Below are 23357 nucleotides of genomic sequence, written 5' to 3' on the forward strand. Positions count from 1 at the left end.
GCGTTGATAGCTGAGCCCATGTAGGAGCTGGCTTGCCAGCGATTGGCGGCCATTCGCTATTCTTGCAGTCTGGCCGCTCTCGCGTCGGCGCCGAGTGGCGTAGCCGGCGGGAATGGCGCAATACATCCACCACCGCATCGCCGGCAAGCCGGCTCCTACGCGATCGCGTTGATAGCTGAGCCCATTTAGGAGCTGGCTTGCCAGCGATTGTTGGCCATTCGCTATTCTTGCAGTCTGGCCGCCCTCGCGTCGGCGCGGAGTGGCGTAGCTGGCGCGAATGGCGCAACAGACTCACCACCGCATTGCCGGCAAGCCGGCTCCTACGCGATCACGTTGATAGCTGAGCTCATGTAGGAGCTGGCTTGCCAGCGATTGGCGGCCATTCGCCATTCTTGCAGTCTGGCCGCCCTCGCGTCGGCGCCGAGTGGCGTAGCCGGCGCGAATGGCGCAATACATCCACCACCGCATCGCCGGCAAGCCGGCTCCTACGCGATCGCGTTGATAGCTGAGCCCATGTAGGAGCTGGCTTGCCAGCGATTGTTGGCCATTCGCTATTCTTGCAGTCTGGCCGCCCTCGCGTCGGCGCCGAGTGGCGTAGCCGGCGCGAATGGCGCAACAGACTCACCATCGCATCGCCGGCAAGCCGGCTCCTACGCGATCGCGTTGATAGCTAAGCCCATGTAGGAGCTGGCTTGCCAGCGATTGGCGGCCATTCGCTATTTTTGCAGTCTGGCCGCTTTCGCGTCGGGGTCGGGTGGCGTAGCTGGCGCGAATGGCGCAATACACCCACCACCGCATCGCCGGCAAGCCGGCACCTACGCGATCGCGTTGATGGCTGAGCCCATGTAGGAGCTAGCTTGCCAGCGATACACGTTCAGCCGACACGTCGTAACGGAGCGAGGTCAGCCTCTCCGAAACCACCACCCCTTACGCCAGCAGCTAAACACGGTAACCTGCCCACCACGTTTCCAACGGCAAGGAGCTCACCATGAAGCTGGGATACACCATCATCTACGTGCCGGACGTCGCGGCCTCGCTGGCCTTCTTCAAACAGGCATTCGGCCTGGAACAACGTTTTCTGCACGAGTCCGGTACCTACGGCGAGTTGGACACCGGTGCCACCACGCTTGCCTTCGCCGCACACGAACTCGGCGATATGAACTTCCCGGGTGGACACGTGCGAGCCGACACGTCCATCCAGCCGCTGGGCATGGAAATCGGGCTGGTTACGGAAGACGTAGCCGGTGCACACCAACAAGCGATCGCCGCAGGTGCGACGGAACTCAGCGCCCCCACTCAAAAACCCTGGGGCCAAACCGTCGCCTATATCCGCGCCCCGGACGGCACGCTGATCGAACTCTGCTCACCGATCGGCAGCTGAGCGTTGCCGCCCCCTCTATCTGGCGGCTGCAAAGGTTGCCATCACCTACCCCGCGAGCTAGAGTGCGCCCGTCACGGTCTATCCCGTGACCGGGTGTAGCAACCTGAATGTTCGAGACGCGGTGCGTCCAATTGCCTAGCCGGTATCGATTGCCGTGCTACCGCATTTTTGGGCACGCCGTTCAAGGCAGGCCTCGGCTTGTCTGGCACTCAATCGTTCAAGGAGCATAAGGACAATGCGCTACCTCACTTTCAGTTCAGAGCACCACCCACCCCGCAAAACTACGCCAATGACCTCCCCCCAGGAGGTGCACCATGGCTGATTCACCAGGCCGCGTACTGCCCTTCCCGTCACGCCCGAGCCCAGCCCGCGTCACCAGCTACAAGGCCTGCCCCGCCCAGGCGGATGCCGAACTGCGTGCCGATATGCTGAGAGAGCTGCTGGATGATCTCGTCATTCAGGAGCAGTTGGAAACCGATTACCTGCGAATACTCGCGGCTTCGCTGGCAGCCAATGCACTGCTGAATGAATTGGTGGTGTTGTACCGGCGAGCGATATCACAGGTTCAGGGAGGAGCTCGAGGTGAGTAGTCGGACCGTCACCACTCTGCTTGCCAGAGGGCTGAAACATGGCATGGCCTTAGAGCTAGTGCACCGCAAACCAACCGCTGCACGCCAGGCTACAGGGCTGAAGCCCAAGCACTAAAACAACGATCCCCATCGTTGCAAGCTAGCGCAACGATGGGGATCGTCTTTCCGCGGCAGTAGAAGCGCGTTAAACCAGTGGCTTCTTGGCTGCACGACGCACATGCATCCAGTCGACGATCTCGCCCTCAGGGGTGTAGCCGCAGACAGTGTCACGCAGCAATTGCCGCACGCGATCGTAATCGTCCTGCTCCACGGCCTTGAGCAAATCCGCCATGACGATCTTGAACGTTTCCCAAGGCAGGTGCTCTTCGTTGGCGCGCATGATCATCGGGTGATCGGTAGGGCTCACGTTGTCGCCGATCAGCAGCTCCTCATACAACTTCTCACCAGGACGCAGCCCCGTGAACTCGATGGCGATATCGCCGCTGGGGTTGTGATCAGAAGCCACGCTGAGGCCTGTGAGATGAATCATCTTTTCGGCCAGCTCGGCGATCTTCACGGGTTGCCCCATGTCCAGTACGAATACGTCTCCACCCTGCCCCATGGAGCCAGCCTGGATCACCAGTTGCGCGGCCTCGGGAATCGTCATGAAGTAGCGGGTGATGTTCGGATGAGTGACGGTAACCGGTCCGCCCTTGCGGATCTGTTCGTAGAAGCGTGGGATCACAGAACCCGATGAACCCAGCACGTTGCCAAAACGCACCATGGTGAAACGGGTTTTGTTGACCTGATGCAGCCCTTCTTTATCACCGAACAATACCGGCGCCGTTTCTTCGCTCAGGGCCTGCAGCACCATTTCCGCGAGACGTTTGGTGCTGCCCATTACGTTGGTGGGGCGAACTGCCTTGTCGGTCGAGATCAGCACAAAATGTTCGACGCCTGCGCGTAACGCAGCCTGGGCCGTGCACATCGAACCAAACACGTTGTTCAAAACGCCTTCGGCGACATTGTGCTCAACCATTGGCACGTGCTTGTAGGCTGCTGCGTGATAAACCGTATTGACATCCCAGGCGCGCATCAGCTCGACCTGGCGATTCTGGTTACGAACCGAACCGAGAATGGGCACCAAGCGAACGGGCAAAGACTCGCGGCGAATCCGCTGCTCCAGCTCACTGTGGATGGAGTAAAGATTGAATTCGCCATGCTCGAGCAGCAGCAACGTTCTTGGCCCGGAGCCAAGGATCTGCCGACACAACTCGGAGCCAATCGAGCCACCCGCCCCGGTGACCATGACCACCTGATCGCGTATGCATCGTTCGAACAACTCGCGCTGTGGGGGAACGGCGTCCCGCCCAAGCAGATCGGCAATGTCGACCTCCTGAACATCCTCGACCTTCACACGACCGCTGGCCAGATCCATAAAGCCCGGGACCGAACGTACGTGTAGCGGGTACTGTTCGAGTAGCTGCAATACCGAGCGGCGTCGAGTACGAGAAACGGATGGCAGCGCGAGCAATATCTCGACGGCGCCCGTTTCATCGATCATCTGCTGAATATGCTTGGGCGAATAGACACGCAGACCGGCAATGATTCGATTGGAAATGTTCGAGTCGTCATCGATGAACGCGACCGGCCTCATCGAGCGGCCCAGCCGCAAGGAGGCGGCCAGCTGATTACCCGCCGAGCCTGCACCGTAGATGGCGACAGGCGGCAACCCGGCATCGCGACTACTCAATTTGAACGGCTGATCGGCGGCGAACCAGTGGCCCATGAAGAACTGCCGCATCCCCAAACGCAGCCCACCGATGAGCATGATGCTCAGCCACCAGTAGTTGAACACCATGGAACGTGGGATTACTGCGCGTGCATCCTGATGCCAGTAAATGGCCAGCGCCAGAATCAAGGCGGATAGCGACACGGCCTTGGCGATGGCAATGAGTGCTTCGGTACCGAAGTACCGCATCACGGCCCGGTACATACCGAAACGGATGAACATTGGAATGGAGATGAGAGGTGCTAGCGCGAAGAGCCATAGGTGCCCGTCCAGCGGATAGACCTCTTCGAAATCCCCGAGGCGAACGACAAAAGCCAACCACAGTGCAGCCCACACCAACATCACGTCGATGGCGACCTGAATCAGGCGCTTCTGACGACGGCGCAGCCGTACCAGGCGAGTACGTAGCAGCTCAGCAAACCTCAACACAACGACACCTCATATCCCTATAGCGAGCCAGTGCCAGGTTCACACCCAGCAGCACAAGCATGAATGGTTCTAAACCATCTCACGGTAACGATTCAACACTTCAAGGCCGTTCCGGGTGCATGCACCGCACCCTCCTCGACCACTACATGATAGCCAGCGCAGCAGCCGGCCTGCAGCCAGGCTCTGGCACCGACCTTTACACCTCCGGCAAGCTGTACGCCGACACCGAGGTGGGCGTAAGCGCCCAGCACCGCATCATGGTCAACGGTGGCATTCGCGTTCACGATAGCACCCTGCCCCAGGATGGCACCTACGCCAACCATCGCCATCGCCATTACGGCAACGCCGCGCCCCACCTCGGCATCGTCGCTGACGAAGGCCCTTGGATGGACGACGGTCGCCAACGACAGCCCAGCAGACTCGATCAGCTGACTCCACCGTTCACGCAGGGCATTGTTGCCAACGGCGGCAATCGCTGCATTGCCAGAGCCAGCATGAGCGCTGAGATCATCAGGCTTGCCGACAAGCGGTATCCCATAAAGCTCGCTCAAGCCCGGCCAGCGATCGTCCAGAAAACGAACCGACTGCCACTGGCCGGATGCCAAAGCCGCCTCGGCAACGGCCCTGCCATGCCCCCCGGCTCCCAGTATCAGCAATGTGTTGTCGATCATTTAGGCTCCAAAGACCCGGCGTTGAACTTGATGGCCAGGAAGACCAGCGGAAGATAGGCCATCACCAATCCAATAGTTCCGTCCACGCCACCCAACCCGACCCACAGTGCGATGGGCAATAGCCATAACAGGTTGATCGCGGTCACCGCCAAGGTGACAGGCAAATGGCGACCGTAATGACGCGAGGCGTACTGATAAGCATGACTTCTGTGGGCCTCGTAAACCCGATCGCCACGTACTAGCCGACGCAGCAGGGTGAAGGTCGCGTCGACGACAAACACGCCGAGCAATATCAGCCAGGCCCACAGCAACTGAGGAAACGCAGCAGCAGCCTGCAAGGACAGAACACCGAGCGTAATGCCCAGAAAGCCACTGCCCGCATCGCCCATGAAAATACGAGCCGGAGGGAAATTCCAGATCAGAAAGCCGAGCACGGCGGCTGCCAGCGACAAGACGATAATCAGTGAGCCATCGGCATTTCCGAGCCAGACGTATAGCAAGGCTCCTCCAATACAAACGCAGATGGCCTCCACACTGGCGATACCGTCAATGCCGTCCATGAAGTTGTACAGGTTGAGCAACCAGACCAGATAGATGGCTGCCAGCACATGGCCGAACCAGCCTAGATCGACCACGGAGCCAAACAAACTGATTGCCGGCAGGCCACCCAGCCAGAAAAGCGCCCAGGTAGCGGCCGCAAAATGGCCGAGCAGCCGCCAGCGAGCCGCGATGTGCCCGTGATCGTCAAGAAAGCCAACCACAGCCACCAGCCCGCCTGCCCCGCCCAATGCAAAGGCTGTAGCACTGTCGACTCGACCAAGTAACGCTAGGCCGAACACGGCAAGGATGAAGCACACCACGATGGCCACACCGCCACCGCGAGGTGTAGGCACCGAGTGTGAGCTGCGTGCATTGGGGATATCCATCAGGCTGCTAGCCAGGGCGTAGCGCCTCAACAACCAGGTCAGTAGACAGGACGTGCTGGCGACTACCAGCAAAACAGTGATCAACAATTAATCTCTCCTAACCCCCGCCGCTCACGGCAGGCATTGCTGTTCAGCCAGCGTCGAAGGCAAGTGCCGTTTTGCGCAATGCGTCATCGACGCTCACGGCCGGCGTCCACCCCAGCAGTTCTCGGGTTTTAGCGATGTCCACCTGCAAGGAACCACATAGCCGCTGAGCGATGGCGCGTCGGCCAAGCATTGCCGCACCGGCTTGCAGCAGAGTGGCTGGCACCGGGAGCAATCTTGCGGGTCGCCCAAGCGCGTTACCCATGCGCTGCAGCAATTGAGTCGTGGATAGGTCCTCACCGTCACTGACCAGAAATGTCTGGTTGGCCGCCGCCGGGTGATCGATACAAGTGGCTATCAGATCCACGAGGTTGTCCACTGCAACCAGACTGCGCTTGTTTCCTGTAGCGCCAAGCGGCAGTGGTATGCCTTTGCGCAACCAGCTCATCATGCTGCGGAAGTTGGCTTTCACGCCCGGGCCGTAAACGAGCACGGGCCTGATGATCACCACCTGCATGCCGGTCTCGTTCGCCAGTGAGCGCAGGCCCTGCTCGGCCTCCATCTTGGATACGCCATAAGGGTCCTGGGGGGCGGGCGTATCGTCTGCCCGATAAGCATGCCCTGGCTGGGTGCCCTCGCCATTGACCTTGATCGAACTGATGAACACGAAGCGCTGCACGCCAGCTGCGGCCGCCTGCCTGGCAAGGCTCAGGGTGCCGTCAACGTTGGCCTTGCGAAATTCCACCAGAGGATCGGCGGCCGTATCGTTCATGACGTGAACGCGAGCTGCGCTGTGGATGACGACCGAAACGCCCTCGAGCGAGGTGGTCCAGTCCACATCTGCCGCCAGCCCACCTACCAGCGGGTTAACGACGCTCACTGGTGCCTGGGTCAAGGGGGAGCGCGAGGGGGCAATCAACTCGTGGCCTTCCTGATGCAAACGTTCGAGCAGTGTGCGGCCGACAAAACCACTGCCACCTGTAACCATTATTCGTTTCATGATTGCTTTCGATCCCTGCGCGTTCCCTGCCGGAACAGGCGCTCCAGATTAGAGAAGATCTTTTCCTTGGAGAACTGATCATCGTAATAGCGCTTACCTGCTTCCCCCATAGCAACGCGCTCCTGCGAGGTCATAGCCGCCATGCGTTGCACGATGAGAGACAGGCCCTCCTGATCGCCAGAAGCGCAGGCGAGCCCTGCTCCCGACTCCTCGATGACACGTGCGGCCTCGCCACCAATCATCCCGAGCACAGGCTTGCCTGACGCCAGATAAGCCTGAACCTTGCCCGGAATGGTCTTGGCGAATACCTCGTTGGTCTTCAGCGAAACCAGTAGCGCATCCGCCGTGGCGAAAAGCCCCGGCATGGCATCCAGCGGGTGGCGACCAAGCAAAAGCACGTTGTCGAGGTTGCGTTGCGCGACCTCACGCTGCAGCCAATCGCTCATGCGGCCGTCCCCTACCAGCACCCAGCGGACCTTGACGGTGTCTCGCAGGGCCTGAGCCACATCGAGAATCGCGGGAAAATCCTGCGCTTCGCCCAGATTGCCGGCGAACAGAATGGTGAATTCGTCCGGAGAGCGCGCCAGCAAAGGCGATGCCCCTTCAGGTAGCTCGTTGAACCCGTCTTCTGCCCAACTGGGGAAATACACCAGCCGCTCGTCATCGATAGGCCGGGTACAGTAAGAACGCACGCTATCCAGGAAAGCGCGTGATTGAAGCAGCAGGTAATCGGTACGGTTGTAGATCCAGGAAACCATCTTGCCCACTAATGCGAGGGCCCGGTCATCATGGACTACACCGACCGCGCGCAGGGTCTCCGGCCACAAATCCAGCACCCACACGCTGACTGGTGCCTTTTTCAGCCTGCCGATCACCAGAGCCGGAATGGCCGACATGATCGGCGAGACTGCATAGACGAAAACCCCATCGAATTCTCGGCCCCGCAGCTTCCAACTGCCCAGCAACGAACCACTGACTACGAACGACAGGTAGTTGAGAATAAGGGTGAGGCTGCGCTTGCCGCGCGGGATGAACGGTACGCGCACCACCTCCGCGCCGCGATAACTGGCGAATTGCTCCGGCGCCTCGCGATAAGCCTCGAATACCTGACCCTCAGGGTAATTCGGCAATGCCGTGAGCACGGTAACCTCATGCCCTCTACGCACCAGCTCTTCGGCCATGTCATTGACGCGCATGTTCTCGGGCCAGAAATACTGGCTGACGATCAATATCCTCAGTTTTCCCTCTCGCATGCGCGTCAGTCGTTCCGTTTCCATACCGTGCGCATCACGTAGTCGCGATAGCTATGAACGATCCGTACGACTTTGTCCGCTACATTGGGCATGCTGTAATCGGCAACCAAGCGCAGGCTGCGTTCGTCACCGCGGCCCTGGGACTCGAGTACCTGAAGCGCCTGCATCACTCGCTCTACCTCTAGCCCCACCATCATCACCGAGGCTTCTTCCATCCCCTCGGGACGCTCATGGGCCTCACGAATGTTCAGCGCAGGGAAGTTCAGAATCGAGGACTCTTCCGAAATGGTGCCGCTGTCGGACAACACAGCTTTGGCGCAGGCCTGCAGCTTGTTGTAATCCTTGAACCCCAGCGGTTTGAGCAGCCGCACATTGGGATGGAAGGTCACGCCCAATGCATCCACGCGTTTCTGGGTGCGGGGGTGGGTAGAAACGATGACCGGCATGCCGTAATGCGCAGCGACCTGGTTCAAGGTCTCGGCCAGTTTGCGGAAGTTCTTTTCCGAGTCGATGTTCTCTTCACGGTGCGCGCTGACGACGAAGAACTTGCCCTCCTCCAATCCAAGACGCTGAAGGACGTCGGAGGCGTCAATGCCTTCACGATAGTAGGTCAACACTTCGAACATCGGGCTGCCGGTCTTGATCACCATATCCGGTGATAACCCTTCACGCAGCAGGTAGTCGCGGGCAATGGTGCTATAGGTCAGGTTGATATCCGCCGTGTGATCGACGATCCGGCGGTTGATCTCTTCCGGCACACGCATATCGAAACAGCGGTTGCCTGCTTCCATATGGAAGGTGGGGATCTTGCGTCGCTTGGCTGGAATCACCGCCATGCAGCTATTGGTATCACCCAACACCAGCAACGCATCCGGTTGGACTTCAGCCAACACCTTATCGACCGCGATGATCACATTGCCGATGGTTTCTGCGCCCGTGGCGCCCGCGGCGTTGAGAAAATGGTCAGGCCGGCGAATACCCAGGTCGTCGAAGAAAATCTCGTTGAGCTCGTAATCGTAATTCTGACCGGTATGGATCAACACATGATCGCAATGCTCGTCCAGCTTGGCCATCACTCGGGCCAGGCGGATGATTTCGGGACGGGTGCCAACGACCGTGGCAACTTTCAGCTTTTTCATGGTTTCACCTGGCAGGCGTAGGTATCAGGGTGAGCGCGGTCGAAGATCTCATTCGCCCAGAGCATCACGATCATCTCGTCATCACCAACATTGGTAATGTCGTGTGTCCAGCCGGGCACGGTTTCAACGATCTCCGGCTTGTCGCCTTCCGTAATGAGTTCATGGAGCTCGCCGGAAACTATATGCCGGAAACCAAAACGGGCGCGGCCCTTGATGACCAGGAACTTCTCGGTCTTGGTGTGGTGATAATGACCGCCGCGCGTGATGCCGGGGTGAGCCGTGAAGAATGAGAATTGCCCACTGTCGGGGGTTTTCAGCATCTCGACGAACACACCACGCGGATCACCATACTTGGGAACTTCGTAGGTGAATCGCTCTGGAGGCAGGTAACTCAAATACGTCGAGTAAAGGGCACGCACGAAGCCTTCACCTACCCGATCCGTAATCAGGGTATTGCGACTTTCCTTGAAACCACGCAAACGATCAGCGATCTCGCCAACACTGACCCGGTATTGCGGTTCAACGTCAACGCCTTTGGTTTCTCCCGACATTAACGCAAGGAAGTGGGCAATGACGTCGTCGATATACACCAGAGTGATGACGGCTGCGGGGTCGTTGATCTGGATAGGCAGATCACGGGCAATGTTATGGCAGAACGTGGCCACCGCCGAGTTGTAGTTCGGCTTGGCCCATTTACCAAATACATTCGGCAAGCGCAGAAGATGCACAGCGCTGCCGTGCTGCTGTGCAAGTGCATGCAAGGCCTCTTCAGCTCCACGCTTGCTGACTCCGTAAGGGTTGTCCAGCGAGGCCTGGCTCGACGAGGTATATACAACCGGAATCTGCCGGCCGCTGGCTTCAATCGCCTTGCAAAGCTCAACGGTAAGCTCGGTGTTGCCCTCTCTGAACTCGGCAGGATCCTGAGGCCGATTCACGCCTGCCAAGTGGAAGACGAAGTCTGCCTGGGCAATACGCTCACCGAGCGTGCTCAGGTCGTCAGAACGGCCAAAAGTGAGAATCTCGACATCCTGGCGCTCCTTGAGATGAACGATCAGATTCTTGCCAACGAAACCATTAGCACCGGTGATCAGAACTTTCATGCTCACTCCTCGGGCGCCGCGTCTTCGCCGCGCTGAATGGCACGCATGAAATTCAACTTGAGCAACAGCTCCTGCATGCCCGGCACGTCCAGACGTTCTGTGTTGTGCGAGTTGTAATCTTCCGTGTGGGAGATGCGCTCTTCACCTTGCTCGACGAACTTGCTGTAGTTGAGATCACGCAGATCCGGCGGCACACGGTAGTACTCACCGCGATCTTCGGCGCAGGCCATCTCCTCGCGACTCAGCAGCGCTTCGTAAAGCTTCTCGCCATGGCGAGTGCCGATGACCTGGATGGGATGGTCGGGCTTGCCCAGCAGCGAGGTCAGCGCTTGCGCGAGCACCTCAACCGTTGCAGCCGGTGCTTTCTGTACGAACAGATCACCATTGCGGCCATGCTCGAACGCGTACAGAACCAGATCGACCGCATCAGCGAGTGTCATCATGAAACGGGTCATGTTCGGATCGGTGATAGACAGCGGCTTACCCGCGCGGATCTGATCGACGAACAGCGGGATCACCGAGCCACGTGATGCCATGACGTTACCGTAACGGGTACCGCAGATGACGGTGCTGGTTTCATCCAGGTTACGCGATTTGGCAACCATGACCTTTTCCATCATGGCCTTGGAAATACCCATGGCGTTGATTGGATAGACAGCCTTGTCGGTACTCAGGCAGACCACGCGCTTGACGCCATTCTGGATGGCAGCTTCGAGCAGATTCTCGGTACCCAGCACGTTGGTCTTTACAGCTTCCATCGGGTGGAACTCGCAAGACGGAACTTGCTTGAGGGCAGCCGCGTGGAAGATGTAATCGACACCACGGGTTGCATTCAACACGCTTTGATAATCGCGTACGTCACCGATATAAAACTTCAGTTTCGGGCTGGAGTAATGCTTACGCATGTCGTCCTGCTTCTTCTCATCCCGGCTGAAAATGCGAATTTCAGCGATGTCGGTGTCGAGAAAGCGCTTGAGCACGGCATTACCGAAGGAGCCCGTACCACCGGAAATGAGCAGTTTCTTTCCATTGAACATATGCAATCCTGAGATCTGAATGCGAAGCAGCCTAGCGGCGGCCTTGCAGGGCTGAATAAATAGAGTCACGTTTCTGCTGTGCGGTGGGGTAGCTGATCAGCACCGCACGATAAGGGCCTTTGAACACGAAAAAACTACCTGCAGCGACGCCCACAACCCCGCAGACAGCGACCACCTTGTGCATATCGTCGAGGCTACCTCCCCCGCCCAGCACCGTGAGTGGCACGGTCAGCACCTCACGCAAGTGAGCAGCCAGCGCTAAGTCATAGCCTTTCATCTTTCCATCGTTATCGATGGAGTTGATGACGATTTCGCCCGCCCCGAGCTTTTCCATCTCCAAGGCCACATCGACGACGCTGCGTTTTGTGTTGCGAGTGCCATTGTGCGTCCAGACGTCCTGGGTCTTGCCCAGCAACCGCTGCTTGTGATCAAGCACCACGACAACACTTTGGCGACCGATCTCAGCGGCGATTTCACTGATCAGGCCGGGGTTGGCCAGCGCAGCGGAGCTGATGGCTACCTTCTCGACACCTAGCGCAATGATGCGCTTGGCCTGCTCGGCAGTGCGCACGCCGCCACCGTAGCAAAGCGGCATTCTGCACTCCGACGCAAGGTGGGCGATCTGCTGATAGTCCGGCTCACGATCATGGGCACTGGCATCGATATCGATGACGATGAGTTCGTCCGCTTCCTTCTCATTGAAGATCTTCACGGCATTGATCGGATCGCCGACGTATTTGGGATCCTTGAATCGCACGGTCTTGACCAGACCGCTATCCTGGATCAACAAGCAAGGGATGATACGTGGTCTCAACATTTCACAATTCCGCGAAGTTCTTCAGCAAGTCGACACCGCAGTGGTGGCTCTTCTCGGGATGGAACTGCACCCCATACACGTTGTTCGAGGCAACGGAACAACTGAAACTGGCACCATAAGTCGCAGTCGCAGCGATATGCGCAGGCTCAGTGCACTCGAAAAAGTACGAGTGAAGGAAATAGAACAACCAGCTTTCCTGTTGGCCCTTGAACAGAGGGCTGCCAGGAGCAGGCTGTACATCATTCCAGCCCATGTGGGGCAATGCCAGCTCGCTCGATTCAGGTACCGAATGGAAGTTGCGCACTCGACCCGGGATCCAGCCCAAACCAGGTAGCACACCCTCGTCACTGGATTCGGCGAGCATTTGCATGCCTACGCAAATGCCTAGCACAGGAATGCCCTGGCCAAGAATCATGTCATCGAGCGTCTGCCGCATGCCTGACGCGTTCAGGCGCTGCATCGCATGGTCAAATGCGCCCACGCCGGGCAGGATCAGCTTGCTGGCACCGGTCAGCTGATCAGCATTGGTCGCTACCGTGACCGGTATATGCAGTCGCTTGTAGACGTTTACGAAGGCCTGAATATTACCCAGACCGTAGTCGATGATGGTGATCATCTGAAAAGCCTTCTCTCCAATCCGAGGGCGCTCATTACACGCGAACCGATACCGATTAGAAAGCGCTTGTTCTTGTAATCCTTATACGTTTTGTTTTCTCCCTCGAAAATCGCCTGCAATTCCGCGACCGACAGCCCCAATTTGTTGGCCACGAACTCGAATTCAGTTTTCAGGAACTGCTCATCCATCTCCGGCTTGGCAATACGCTCCAGAGCTTGGTCACGAGTCATTTGCCCGGTCATGATCAGGCTGGAGAAATGCGCGCGGCGCTTCTCATAACCGAATTTGCGCGGCATCCAGTAGTCTTCGTAGAAGCGCGTGAAGCGGGACTCGTGGTGCTTGTGCTGGAACTTCTGCCAACCGAAACGGCGTTCGAGCTCGGCTTCAGCCTCTTTCTTGACGTACGGCACCAGATTCAGCGGCTTGACGATCTCCATGCCCAGCACTCGCTGATAGAGGATCTTGTAGGTCATGATATCGACCAGCGGGAAGGTCTTGAGCGGACGCTTGCCGAAGCGCTTGTGGATGTCCGCGAACAACGTCTTGTCGATGCCCGGATAGCCGCCCCACTCTTCAGGCTCGCGGCAGCACTCGGTCGAATAGTTACCACCGGTCAATACGTACTTGATGCCATGCTTGCGTGCGAACTTATACAGGCCGGAAAAAAAGGCGGCATCCTGGGGTAGATCCTGGTCTGCAATCTGCGAACGCAGGAATGCCACCTGCAGATCCTTCATCTCCTCCCAGTTGATGACTTCGGTGTAGAGATCCAGACCAAGCCCATCCACCAGTTTTTCGATATTGCCAACCGCTTGGTCAGTATTCCAGCCTGCATCCACATGGAATAGCAATGGCCGCAATCCCATTTTCTCTTTGGCGATGTAAGCCGCATACGAGCTATCGAGGCCGCCACTCAGCCCAATGATACAATCGAAATCCTTACCTTCACCTTGTTTCTTTATCTTTGCCGCGAGATTTGCAAGCTCGGCCTCCCCGCGTGCATCGGGGTGCCAGTTAGGTGCAATTTCAGCTTTGAAATTATTGCAGTATTCGCATACCCCTTCAGGGTCAAAAGAGATACGTGGATCACTAGTGTCCATTATGCAATTACGGCAGATTGCACGTGACGATTGATTGGTCGACATATAATTAGCCTTTTTTCACTAACTGAATTACTTCAGCATATTGATTAGCTTGAGCTCGCCTTGAAAGACCTTTCGCGAAATCCGAGACGAAGCTATCTTTCCTCACATAGAAGTCCTCATCAAGGAAGGCATTCAAAAATACATCGGAATGAATTCCAACTACATGAGACTCGCTAGCACTAACCAAAAATGAGCCAGCAAGAGTTTGAGAAGATATATCCGCAACGATAGGACGACCGGAACCAAGATACTCGAATAGTTTAGTGGTCAAAATACCCTGAGCACTGAGTGTGCCCTGCGAAGATGTCTCAGAAAACAGCAAGTAATCCGCTGCAACTACAAGCTTCAGAGACTCTATGTACGGGACTGCATCGTAGAATGAAAATGCTCCTTGAATGCTTGGATAACTACTTGACAGAGCAGCCTTGATCAAATCAGCACCGCCATAAAACTCAAACCTGAGTTTCTCAAAGGCGGGTAGATTGACCTCACGCAGGCGCACAAGCGCTTTCATAACGTTATGCGGCACTCGTCCAGGCGATACAATTCCCATATAGCGAATGACGGTTAAATCCGAATCAAACGACGTAACTTTACTACGAGCAGCATCCAAAACCTCATGATCGTAGCCGTTCATTATCGTGGTGACTTCAGGAGTCATACCGCGATAATAGGAGCTCATCGGTTCAGAAATCGCAACAACATGATCAGAGTTCCTAACCAGCCACTTATCAAATCTTAACTCCAACCACTTTGCAAAAGCCCCACCAGGCATCTCATGGCACTCACTGAAGTGATCCCTATAATCTAGAATACAGGGAACACCGAATCTTTTTTTGCATATTACAGCTGCGAGAATCATGGGCCACGGCGGAGCAGACCCGATTACAACGTCTGCAGACTCCAATGCAAGCTTCACTTCAGGACTTAATGATGGCTTCAGGAAAGCGAGCGCGAAGGGTAAGCGGGGGTCAGGTATCTGGCCTAGTATCTTTAGGACAAAATCTTTGATTCGCCGCTTTAAGGACGGTGCTTTTGTATACATCGGCTCAAAAACACCATCAGTCGCGCTTGATACTTTTTTTCTACCAAAACCATCCAGCTCGATGACATTGACCCCTTTAGGATAAACCTCCGTAAATCTACCGTCAGAAGCAGTTTTTTTAGTTGTAATAACTGTAACAGAGTTACCATCCGAAGCGAGATACTTAGAAATCGCCTCAACACGCTTAGCCCCTGAGCTATTTACAGGTGGAAAATAGTGCACGATAAAAACAACATTCATAAAATAACCTCAGAAATATCTATATAAGCGGCGAATCATGCAGCCTTTATCTTGGGGCACAATAAATCCGGAGAAACAGCGCATGGAACAGTATGTATAGAAAGCCATTACTCATAAGCATTCCAATCAAAGAAGCAGAATATAGTGTCAAAGCAAACACGGGCCATAGCGACTTGAAGGCGATATCACTTGACAGCCTGAACCATCTGAAAACCTGACCGATAAGAAAGGAAAAGCAAAAAATGCCAACCCAGCCAAAATTAACATAGGCGTCAGATACAAAAACAGCATTAGCGTTCGCAATCTCATTCCAACTTCCAAACTGGTGCTGAAAAACATATCGTTCTATATTAATCCTATCCATACCTGAAATTAGTGACAGGAGGGTACTGGTAGCCCCCATCAGAAATTCTCCTTTGAAAATCTCGGAATGCACCAACAAAGTATCAGTAGCCGTAAAAAGCGGCACTGCAAATATGCGCCAAAACAAATAATCCATGCCACCAACCGGCAGATACTTAGAAGAAAAATAATAATCCAGCTTTACACCCTCACTCACTAAAGCGGTTGACGCGTCCCCGAGCGAAAGAAAAACAGCAGCTACCAAAATAAGAGGTATACCAAACAAGCAACCTAAAAACATACGAAGTGAAAGTCGACCCGTTATTGCAAAGCAAACTAAGACAGGCAAAAAAATATTGAGAAAAAGAGCTTTCTGCAAAAAACTGACGCAAAATGCAAAGGACATCAAAAACAAAAAATGCCTATATCTATTATTGTCCCTATACATTAGAACTAAACTATAAGGAATAAGCACTGTTGTAAAAATTGTACTCAAGTACAACAGCATTGATTCCGCACCTGTACGTCCTTTGAAAAAATCCCCTCTTTCCTGGCTTAAAGCATCTGCACTGGCGCCCAACAACGCACTATATAGCGGTATAGATTGAGCAGTATAAAACGTGTAGGCAGCAAAAACTAAAAAAAACGCCCACACCACAGAATTAAAAAAAGAGCTACTAATAACTATTCGACGCGCACCTTCAGAGAACTGACCATCAATTAATGGAGTGAAATACCCAACTATTAGTATGATAATGGAGAAAAAAGTCAGCCCCGATAGTTTTATAAAAAACTCATCCACTGAGAAAAACATGAAAAGAAAAAACGGGATGATGCAATAAGTAACACCAATAAACAAAACAAAAACAAAAAAACCAAACCCAGGAAAGAAAAGCCTCTCAGCTAGATTTTTTAAAATCAACATATCTATATCTCTAAGAGGCAGAGGCAGAAGTCAGTTATCGAGCGTTAGAGACCAATACATCTATAATTTTAGATGCTGTGTCACCCCGACCATATATAAACTCACTGAAATCGTATTTCTTGGAAGAGTTTATAGCATCCTTTATCAACTCAGCAGAATCACCAACCAAAACGTTAACACCTTTCTTCACAAGCTCGACCCACTCCGTTTCATTGCGCATAGTTACACAATATTTTTTATGGAAATATGCCTCTTTTTGTACACCACCTGAATCAGTAGCTATTAATCTACAATTAGCCTCCAGCCAGTTCATTTCGAGATAGCCGACCGGGCTCACTACTCGGACATTATCTGGTATTGATATTGACAACGAGTCGAGCTTCTTTCGGGTGCGAGGGTGCATGGGTAAAATCACGGGCAATTTAGAGCTGCCCAGCCCCAAAAGGATATTTCTAATTCTAACTTCAGAGTCAGTATTCTCAGCCCTGTGAACAGTGCAGAGAATAAATTCGTCAACCTCGAACCCACCGAGATCGAACCAACTAGGCTTAACAGCACGGTCCAAATAAAAAACTGTCGCATCGTACATTACATCGCCAACAACATGGATTTTTTTGTCAGCAATACCTTCCCTCAAAAGGTTTTCTTCAGCCACTTTAGTGGGAGAGAAGAGAAGCGACGACACATGATCGGTCAGAACACGATTAATTTCTTCGGGCATTGCACGATTGAATGAGCGCAGCCCAGCTTCAATATGCGCAATTGGAATATGAAGCTTAGCAGCAGCAAGTGCACCAGCAAGCGTGCTGTCAGTATCACCGTACACTAAAACCCAGTCTGGCTTTTCGGCAACCATCAACTCTTCAAGCTTTTCCAACATGCGCCCTGTGTTTTGCCCATGCGTGCCACCGCCAACAGCAAGATTGTAGGAGGGCTGAGGGATACTTAACTCACTAAAAAAAACATCTGACATATCGTTATCATAATGCTGCCCCGTGTGTACAAGAACCTCTTCAATGCCGTGCAATAAAAAAGCACGAGAAAGAACTGCCGCTTTTATAAACTGGGGCCTAGCCCCAACCACAGTAAGGACTTTCATTTAACCTCCAACGAGTTTCGATCAATCAAAATTAAAGTCACGACAACACTTACAGCATAGAAAAAAAACATCAAAATGCTGTAGATTAATATCGAAACAGAAAAACCAACCTGATAAATACCACAAGCAACGAGACAGCCCAAGACAACTATTAGCCGACAAAGATCCCAAATCAACTGAACATCTTGCCGTCCAATTACATTGAGAGTCTGACTTAATGGAGAGGCCACAAACTGCCCTAGAAAGAAAGGCGCCAAGACTATTACTAGAGCAGATATCCCGAACCACTCACCACCAAATATAAATTCTGCATAATAAAAAAGTATTAGCGTTGACACGGCAATCAAAGGCAACCCGGCCAACACTAAATTCCGAAGAGATTTTATGTAGAATTTTTTTGCTTCAGCTGGATCTCGCTGTAATATTCTTGGTAGCTCAGCCAAATAAACGTTTGCGATAGCAGCTCCTAGAAATGCCATAGGCACTCCCATGGCTCGCTGAGTCAGCGCAAAAAGACCTGCTTCTCCGACTGACCAGAAATAAATAATAAGAAAAGGCAGGGAGTTGGTAGCGGCTGTGTTCAGGGTGCTCGCGGAAGCGGAGAATTTGGGAAATCTTATATATTTCCGGCACAACACAAGCAGCCTCAAAAAACTTGGAAACTTAAATCCTTTCAAGGCACGATATAGAATCTCAAAACTTCCTAAAGCCTGACTAAAAACATAACTCAGTATAAGAGCGCCACCGCCTAGTGAAAAAATGCCCGAAAGGACTTGCAAAACTGCCTGTCCGGAGCTTCTGCTCACATTAGCCTTAGATAGTAAGTAAAAATCTTTTTCCTTAATCGAATAGTAGGTGGCAACTTGGAAAGAACCAGCAAAAAAAACGGCCAAAGGTAAGAGCCAAAAGTAAGCGTCCGCATGGTAGAAATCAAAAGCCCACAACAAAAACAAAGAAACCGCAACGAGAAGGGACATGGCAAACAATATATAAAGACACAAAACCGTTAATTCTAGTGAATGCTTTTTCGTTGAGACCTGTGGTATAGCAAATTCATACTTTAAAGATGAAAAAGAAATCAAAATTGTCAAAATCGCAACAAAAGCGCCCAGCACACCAAAGTCACTAGGCGAAAACAACCTGCTCAATAGAGGTGTTACTGCGAATGTAATGCCCTGAGCTAAGACAGTGCCCCCAAACATCACCGCTATCGAACGCGCCACTATTGAGTTGAATTGACTAAAAATATTAAGCTTCATTTTGATAGAGCTTTTACTATCAAACCAATATGTTCCTCCAACATATAAGGATGCATAGGCAAGCTCAACACTTTCTGTGAAAGTTTGTCACCGATCGGAAGATACTTCTCATTAGCAACAGCAGGCTGCTTGTTCAATGGTATAGGGTAATGTACGGCAGTTGGTACGCCCTCACTCTTTAGCCTATGCTGCAAGGCCTCACGCTCTTCAACACATATCGTATATTGAGCATAAGCACTTATATTATGGGGTTCAATATAGGGTGTTTTTATTTCATATGGTGCCAGCAGCTCACTATAAGAAGCGGCGACATTCAGACGAGCAGCTAATTCATCAGGAAAGATATCGAGCTTCGGTAGTAAAATGGCGGCCTGCAGTGTGTCAAGACGACTGTTTACCCCTACACGCATATGATGATAGCGGCGGTCTTGTCCGTGGCGGGCTATTTGGCGAAGTACTTTGGCGAGTTCATCATCGTTTGTAAAAATAGCTCCACCATCACCATAGCAGCCTAACGGCTTGCTCGGAAAGAAACTCGTACAAGCGATAGTCGATAGATTACACGAGCGACGCCCTTTGTAAGTAGCGCCGAAACTCTGTGCCGCATCCTCGATGACGGGAATGCCGTGTTTCTTCGCTATGGCATTAATGGCATCGAAGTCGGCACATTGCCCATACAGCGACACTGGGATGATCGCTTTGGTGCGAGGTGTAATAGCTGCCTCCAACAATTGCGGATCAAGGTTATAGGTACGCGGGCAGACGTCAACGTATACCGGTTTGGCTCCCAACAGTGCGACAGTTTCCGCCGTGGCGATGTAGGTAAAACCAGGGGTGATGACTTCATCTCCTGGGCCAATCCCGAGGGCCATCTGCGCGATCTGAAGCGCGTCGGTACCATTCGCCACGCTGATACAGTATTTGGCACCAACGAAATCGGCGAGTCGCTCCTCTAATTCAGAGACCTCAGGGCCGAGGATGTACTGCCCATGGGCTAGCACGCGCTGAATGGCAGCATCGATCCTATCCTTGATCAGTGCCTGCTGCGCTTTGAGGTCGATGAAATCGATCATTACAGATTTTCCTTGGAGAGAGTGTTGCCGTTAAGAACGTAGCGGGCGCCACTGTATTCACAGGTGGCTGCACCCTCACCCGTGACGGGCAAGGGCAGTTGTTCACCGTATTCACTCATCCAGCCGATCTGACGCGCGGGAACCCCCACCATCAGGGCATAAGCTGGAACATCCTTGTTGACGACCGCTCCGGCACCAATGAAGGCGTACTCGCCAATCACCACCCCACACACAATCGTGCAGTTGGCGCCTAGCGTCGCACCCTTTTTCACCAACGTGTTGCGATATTCGCTTTTGCGCTCTATCAACGAACGCGGATTGTAGACATTGGTGAACACCATGCTCGGACCACAGAACACACCTTCTTCAAGAGATACGTTGTCATAGACCGAGACATTATTCTGGATCTTGCAATTATCGGCGATGACCACTTTGTTGCCGACGAATACATTTTGACCAAGAGAAACACCGGCACCGATGCGTGCCCCCGAACAGATGTGCACGAAGTGCCAAACGCGTGAGTCCTGACCAATTTGTGCACCGTCATCAACTATTGCGGAGGGATGTTTATAGTAATTCATAGTTATTGGTGATCTTTAAGTAAGAGGGCCAAGTCCGATGCTACGAAACGCCCATAGTGCCTAGCACCTGTTTCATTGAGATGATGAGCGTCCATATACATTAGCTCGCCTTGATCGAACGGTGCATTCGCGAAAAAGGTTGAGCCGGAATAGTCGACAAACTGTGCGCCTGGAAATTTCGTGACCAGCTCCTTGATCTGCTGATTTGCATGTCTCCACTCCGCGTCCTCGTGGACTGCGACGGACAACCCCAGTGCTTCAAAGTGGCGAGCCCTCAGAAGATTGCCGTCGAACATGGGTATCTGCGCAAGGACAATGACTTTCTTACCCTCGGCAACCGAGCTGCTCACGAAGGACGCGATAGCACTGAGAAACCGCTGGCTTCCGAAGTGCCACCGCCATTTACCTGCTAGCACGATTACTTTGAAATCACTTAGCGAATCCTGTACAGCCTTGATCTGGTGGCGGCAGTCCTCTTGAGCGTAGTCAGGAAGACGCTCGACATCGAAGTCAGGTACAGGCACGCAACTGCTGCCAGTGATTAGCTTCACAGAGAAACCTTCGGCCTGGCCTGCGACATCGAAGAAATAATTGAGCTGGGCGCCGTGGCTGTCGCCAATAACCAACGCCTCTGGAGGTATGTGCTTGTCTCCCCGAACACAATTGCCCACCAAGCGTCCATGGCATATTTCTTCTGGTATTGCATACCGCGCCATAGCCGCGGGAACTTCCGCTTGCGGTCCGGAACCCAAGCGCGGCGAAGCCACCATGACCAGCACACACAGCGACGCCATGGCAGCGGCTATGCCAAAGCCCGACGCCGTCAACTTCAAACGTCTCGCGGGCGTCTCTATCCAGCGCAATGAAATCACGGAGATGATCAATGTCATTGCCACGATTACAACCACCGGCAACCATGAAAGCTCGTAACCTCCAGTGTAATAACGATAAATGGCAAGCAGCGGCCAATGCCACAAATAGATGGAATACGACAAGCCACCGACCCAAACAGCGGCGCGGTGAGACAATAGAATATTGATCCAGCCGTTGCGTGCGGCGATCAAGAGAGCTGTGCCTAGACAAGGTAATAGCGCCCAGAGGCCGGGAAATCTACCTTGGTCGACTACGGTGAAGCCCGCGATGAGCAGAACAAGACCTACTCCACCAGCAGCGGTGGCTAGAGCAATAGACCAACTTCGCCCCAGCGATAAGACCGCCAGCAAAGCCCCGATCAAAAACTCGCCGGCCCGGCCAATAGATGAAAAATAAGCGTGCGTGGCTTGATCTGCTAAAAGCTGGTACTGCGAGTACCCTAACGTGACGACTATTAAAAACGCTAGAGCTAGCGCTCGGTAGCGGACGGGAGTCAAACCAAAAAAGAGTGGAAAAAACAAATAGAACTGCATCTCGATGGCCAAGGACCACGTATGCAACAGAGGCAGTTCATGGCTTGCAGGCGCGAAATAACTACCGAAATCGGAAAAATAAAAATTGCTGTAGAAGCCCAGAGCGGAACCTAGGCTGTCTTGGTATATGTCGAAGTCAGGAGGCAGAAACATCCAGGCTGCCAATAAGGTAACCAAGGTCAGCATGACCAGATAGGCCGGCACAATTCTGCGTGCGCGTGCCCAGTAGAACAGCTTCCAATCGACAGCATCGCCTTGCTTCAACAACATTGACGTTATGATGAAGCCGGATATGACCAGAAACATATCAACGCCGGTAAAGCCTGAAGGCAGCCAATCCTTTTCGATATGGAACACCAAGACAGCCAGCACCGCCAATGCACGAAGCCCCTGAACATCGCGCCGAACATCGCGCGCAGAAGAGCGGCTGATTGTCTTGGTATTAAACATCGGAAATAGCCCGTGAGATCAGCGTCAATTCAAACGACCGAGAAAGGGATGCCCTTCTCCATTCACTGCAGTAACTGCAGTGGCAGAGCGAATGGTATCGACTGTCTGAACACAATGCCTGGCGTCCTCAATTCCGTAACCGCGACCCGCCAAAATTTCCTGGTAGCTGATGGTATGTAGGTCGGTGAAGCCTTCAGAAAACTCGATTTCATCGCCGTCCACGGTGATCGAACGATAGGTCGGCTTCTTACCCTTCACGCTTTCTGGCAAATCATCAGCGTCGATGGACAGGAACCAGCGCACACGTGCTTTCTCATATTCGAGGTAGCCAGCCGCTTTGTAGTCGTTAGCGTAATGCAATACATTGCGCTGCAGCTTGCCGAAGATGAAATGCAGCATGTCGTAGAAGTGCACACCTATGTTCGTAGCGACACCGTATGATTTGCGCGGATCCCCCTTCCAACTCTCCATATACCATTTGCCGCGGGACGTGATGTAAGTTAGCTCGACATCGTACTTGGCCTCGCGATTTTCGCTGGCAACCTTTTCCTTTAGGCTCAAAATTGCTTGGTGATGCCGCAACTGCAGAATGTTGTAAACACGCTTGCCGGTCTCCTTCTCTACGCGAGCCAGCTCATCCAGCACTTCAGACGTAGGTACCAGCGGCTTCTCGCAAATAACATCACATCCCAGCCGCAGACCGGCGGCGATATGCGCGTGATGCAAGTAGTTGGGCGAACAGACTGCGACATAATCAAGAGCCGTGGCCGGATCTCGCTTGATGCGGTTGGCATGCTCGGCGAAACGTTCAAACTCAGTGAAGAACTCGCTCTGAGGCGACAGGCTGTCGATGATCCCGACAGAGTCATTGATGTCATAAGCGGAGACCAACTCGTTACCCGTATCCTTGATAGCTCGCATATGGCGAGGAGCGATATAACCAGCGGCGCCGATAAGTGCAAATCGTTTCAAAATGAC

Annotated in this window: 21 protein-coding genes; 2 read left to right on the forward strand and 19 right to left on the reverse strand. The window is 53.5% G+C overall.

Annotated elements, in window-relative coordinates:
- Positions 1–988: 988 nt before the first annotated feature.
- Both ACT9T4_RS22775 and ACT9T4_RS22780 read left to right on the forward strand, forming a co-directional pair.
- Entirely contained in the window at positions 989–1381 is a 393-nt protein-coding gene (locus tag ACT9T4_RS22775; RefSeq protein ID WP_042554010.1) for a VOC family protein, read from the forward strand.
- Between the two features lie 314 nt (positions 1382–1695).
- Complete coding sequence (locus ACT9T4_RS22780; RefSeq protein WP_042554009.1) at positions 1696–1971, forward strand: hypothetical protein; 276 nt, start codon at positions 1696–1698, stop codon at positions 1969–1971.
- Between the two features lie 184 nt (positions 1972–2155).
- On the opposite strand, the gene ACT9T4_RS22785 is transcribed toward ACT9T4_RS22780, so the two are convergent.
- The 19 genes from ACT9T4_RS22785 to wbpB all read right to left on the reverse strand — a co-directional run bounded on the left by ACT9T4_RS22785 (position 2156) and on the right by wbpB (position 23351).
- Positions 2156–4171: a polysaccharide biosynthesis protein gene (locus tag ACT9T4_RS22785; RefSeq protein ID WP_042554008.1), complete on the reverse strand. Its 2016-nt coding sequence runs from the start codon at positions 4169–4171 to the stop codon at positions 2156–2158.
- 92 nt (positions 4172–4263) lie between these two features.
- Positions 4264–4842 carry an acetyltransferase gene (locus tag ACT9T4_RS22790; RefSeq protein ID WP_042554007.1) on the reverse strand — a complete coding sequence of 193 codons (579 nt, stop codon included), beginning with the start codon at positions 4840–4842 and terminating at the stop codon, positions 4264–4266.
- Positions 4839–5849, reverse strand: coding sequence for an MraY family glycosyltransferase (locus ACT9T4_RS22795; RefSeq protein ID WP_373565150.1), 1011 nt, complete (start codon positions 5847–5849; stop codon positions 4839–4841). Before ACT9T4_RS22795 ends, ACT9T4_RS22790 begins: the two co-directional genes overlap by 4 nt.
- A gap of 49 nt (positions 5850–5898) precedes the next feature.
- The gene (locus ACT9T4_RS22800) at positions 5899–6852 is read right to left on the reverse strand and encodes a UDP-glucose 4-epimerase family protein (RefSeq protein WP_042554005.1); all 954 of its coding nucleotides are present in this window, start codon (positions 6850–6852) and stop codon (positions 5899–5901) included.
- Positions 6849–8105 carry a glycosyltransferase family 4 protein gene (locus tag ACT9T4_RS22805; protein ID WP_042554004.1) on the reverse strand — a complete coding sequence of 419 codons (1257 nt, stop codon included), beginning with the start codon at positions 8103–8105 and terminating at the stop codon, positions 6849–6851. The genes ACT9T4_RS22800 and ACT9T4_RS22805 overlap by 4 nt, the downstream gene beginning before the upstream one ends.
- Before the next feature lie 5 nt (positions 8106–8110).
- Positions 8111–9244 carry a non-hydrolyzing UDP-N-acetylglucosamine 2-epimerase gene (wecB, locus tag ACT9T4_RS22810; RefSeq protein ID WP_042554003.1) on the reverse strand — a complete coding sequence of 378 codons (1134 nt, stop codon included), beginning with the start codon at positions 9242–9244 and terminating at the stop codon, positions 8111–8113.
- On the reverse strand, positions 9241–10344 hold the full coding sequence (wbjC, locus tag ACT9T4_RS22815) for a UDP-2-acetamido-2,6-beta-L-arabino-hexul-4-ose reductase (protein WP_179538452.1): 1104 nt from the start codon (positions 10342–10344) through the stop codon (positions 9241–9243). Before wbjC ends, wecB (ACT9T4_RS22810) begins: the two co-directional genes overlap by 4 nt.
- A gap of 2 nt (positions 10345–10346) precedes the next feature.
- Positions 10347–11381: a polysaccharide biosynthesis protein gene (locus ACT9T4_RS22820; protein ID WP_042554001.1), complete on the reverse strand. Its 1035-nt coding sequence runs from the start codon at positions 11379–11381 to the stop codon at positions 10347–10349.
- A 31-nt stretch (positions 11382–11412) separates the two neighbouring features.
- Complete coding sequence (locus tag ACT9T4_RS22825; protein ID WP_042554000.1) at positions 11413–12198, reverse strand: AglZ/HisF2 family acetamidino modification protein; 786 nt, start codon at positions 12196–12198, stop codon at positions 11413–11415.
- A 1-nt stretch (position 12199) separates the two neighbouring features.
- Complete coding sequence (hisH, locus tag ACT9T4_RS22830; RefSeq protein ID WP_042553999.1) at positions 12200–12814, reverse strand: imidazole glycerol phosphate synthase subunit HisH; 615 nt, start codon at positions 12812–12814, stop codon at positions 12200–12202.
- Positions 12811–13959 (reverse strand): N-acetyl sugar amidotransferase, encoded by a 1149-nt coding sequence (locus ACT9T4_RS22835; RefSeq protein WP_179538454.1) that lies wholly within the window; start codon positions 13957–13959, stop codon positions 12811–12813. Before ACT9T4_RS22835 ends, hisH begins: the two co-directional genes overlap by 4 nt.
- A gap of 4 nt (positions 13960–13963) precedes the next feature.
- The gene (locus ACT9T4_RS22840; protein WP_179538455.1) at positions 13964–15244 is read right to left on the reverse strand and encodes a glycosyltransferase; all 1281 of its coding nucleotides are present in this window, start codon (positions 15242–15244) and stop codon (positions 13964–13966) included.
- Between the two features lie 46 nt (positions 15245–15290).
- Positions 15291–16511 carry a hypothetical protein gene (locus ACT9T4_RS22845; RefSeq protein ID WP_179538456.1) on the reverse strand — a complete coding sequence of 407 codons (1221 nt, stop codon included), beginning with the start codon at positions 16509–16511 and terminating at the stop codon, positions 15291–15293.
- Positions 16512–16545: 34 nt separating this feature from the next.
- Entirely contained in the window at positions 16546–17610 is a 1065-nt protein-coding gene (wecB, locus tag ACT9T4_RS22850; RefSeq protein ID WP_179538457.1) for a non-hydrolyzing UDP-N-acetylglucosamine 2-epimerase, read from the reverse strand.
- Positions 17607–18869: an oligosaccharide flippase family protein gene (locus ACT9T4_RS22855; RefSeq protein ID WP_179538458.1), complete on the reverse strand. Its 1263-nt coding sequence runs from the start codon at positions 18867–18869 to the stop codon at positions 17607–17609. The genes wecB (ACT9T4_RS22850) and ACT9T4_RS22855 overlap by 4 nt, the downstream gene beginning before the upstream one ends.
- On the reverse strand, positions 18866–19942 hold the full coding sequence (locus ACT9T4_RS22860; protein ID WP_499119085.1) for a DegT/DnrJ/EryC1/StrS family aminotransferase: 1077 nt from the start codon (positions 19940–19942) through the stop codon (positions 18866–18868). The genes ACT9T4_RS22855 and ACT9T4_RS22860 overlap by 4 nt, the downstream gene beginning before the upstream one ends.
- Positions 19942–20523 carry a UDP-2-acetamido-3-amino-2,3-dideoxy-D-glucuronate N-acetyltransferase gene (gene wbpD / locus ACT9T4_RS22865; RefSeq protein WP_179538460.1) on the reverse strand — a complete coding sequence of 194 codons (582 nt, stop codon included), beginning with the start codon at positions 20521–20523 and terminating at the stop codon, positions 19942–19944. The genes ACT9T4_RS22860 and wbpD overlap by 1 nt, the downstream gene beginning before the upstream one ends.
- A gap of 2 nt (positions 20524–20525) precedes the next feature.
- Positions 20526–22379, reverse strand: coding sequence for an acyltransferase family protein (locus ACT9T4_RS22870; RefSeq protein ID WP_179538461.1), 1854 nt, complete (start codon positions 22377–22379; stop codon positions 20526–20528).
- Between the two features lie 24 nt (positions 22380–22403).
- Complete coding sequence (gene wbpB, locus ACT9T4_RS22875) at positions 22404–23351, reverse strand: UDP-N-acetyl-2-amino-2-deoxy-D-glucuronate oxidase (protein WP_179538462.1); 948 nt, start codon at positions 23349–23351, stop codon at positions 22404–22406.
- Between the last annotated feature and the right edge of the window lie 6 nt (positions 23352–23357).

Source organism: Pseudomonas sp. SZ40, assembly GCF_052958135.1.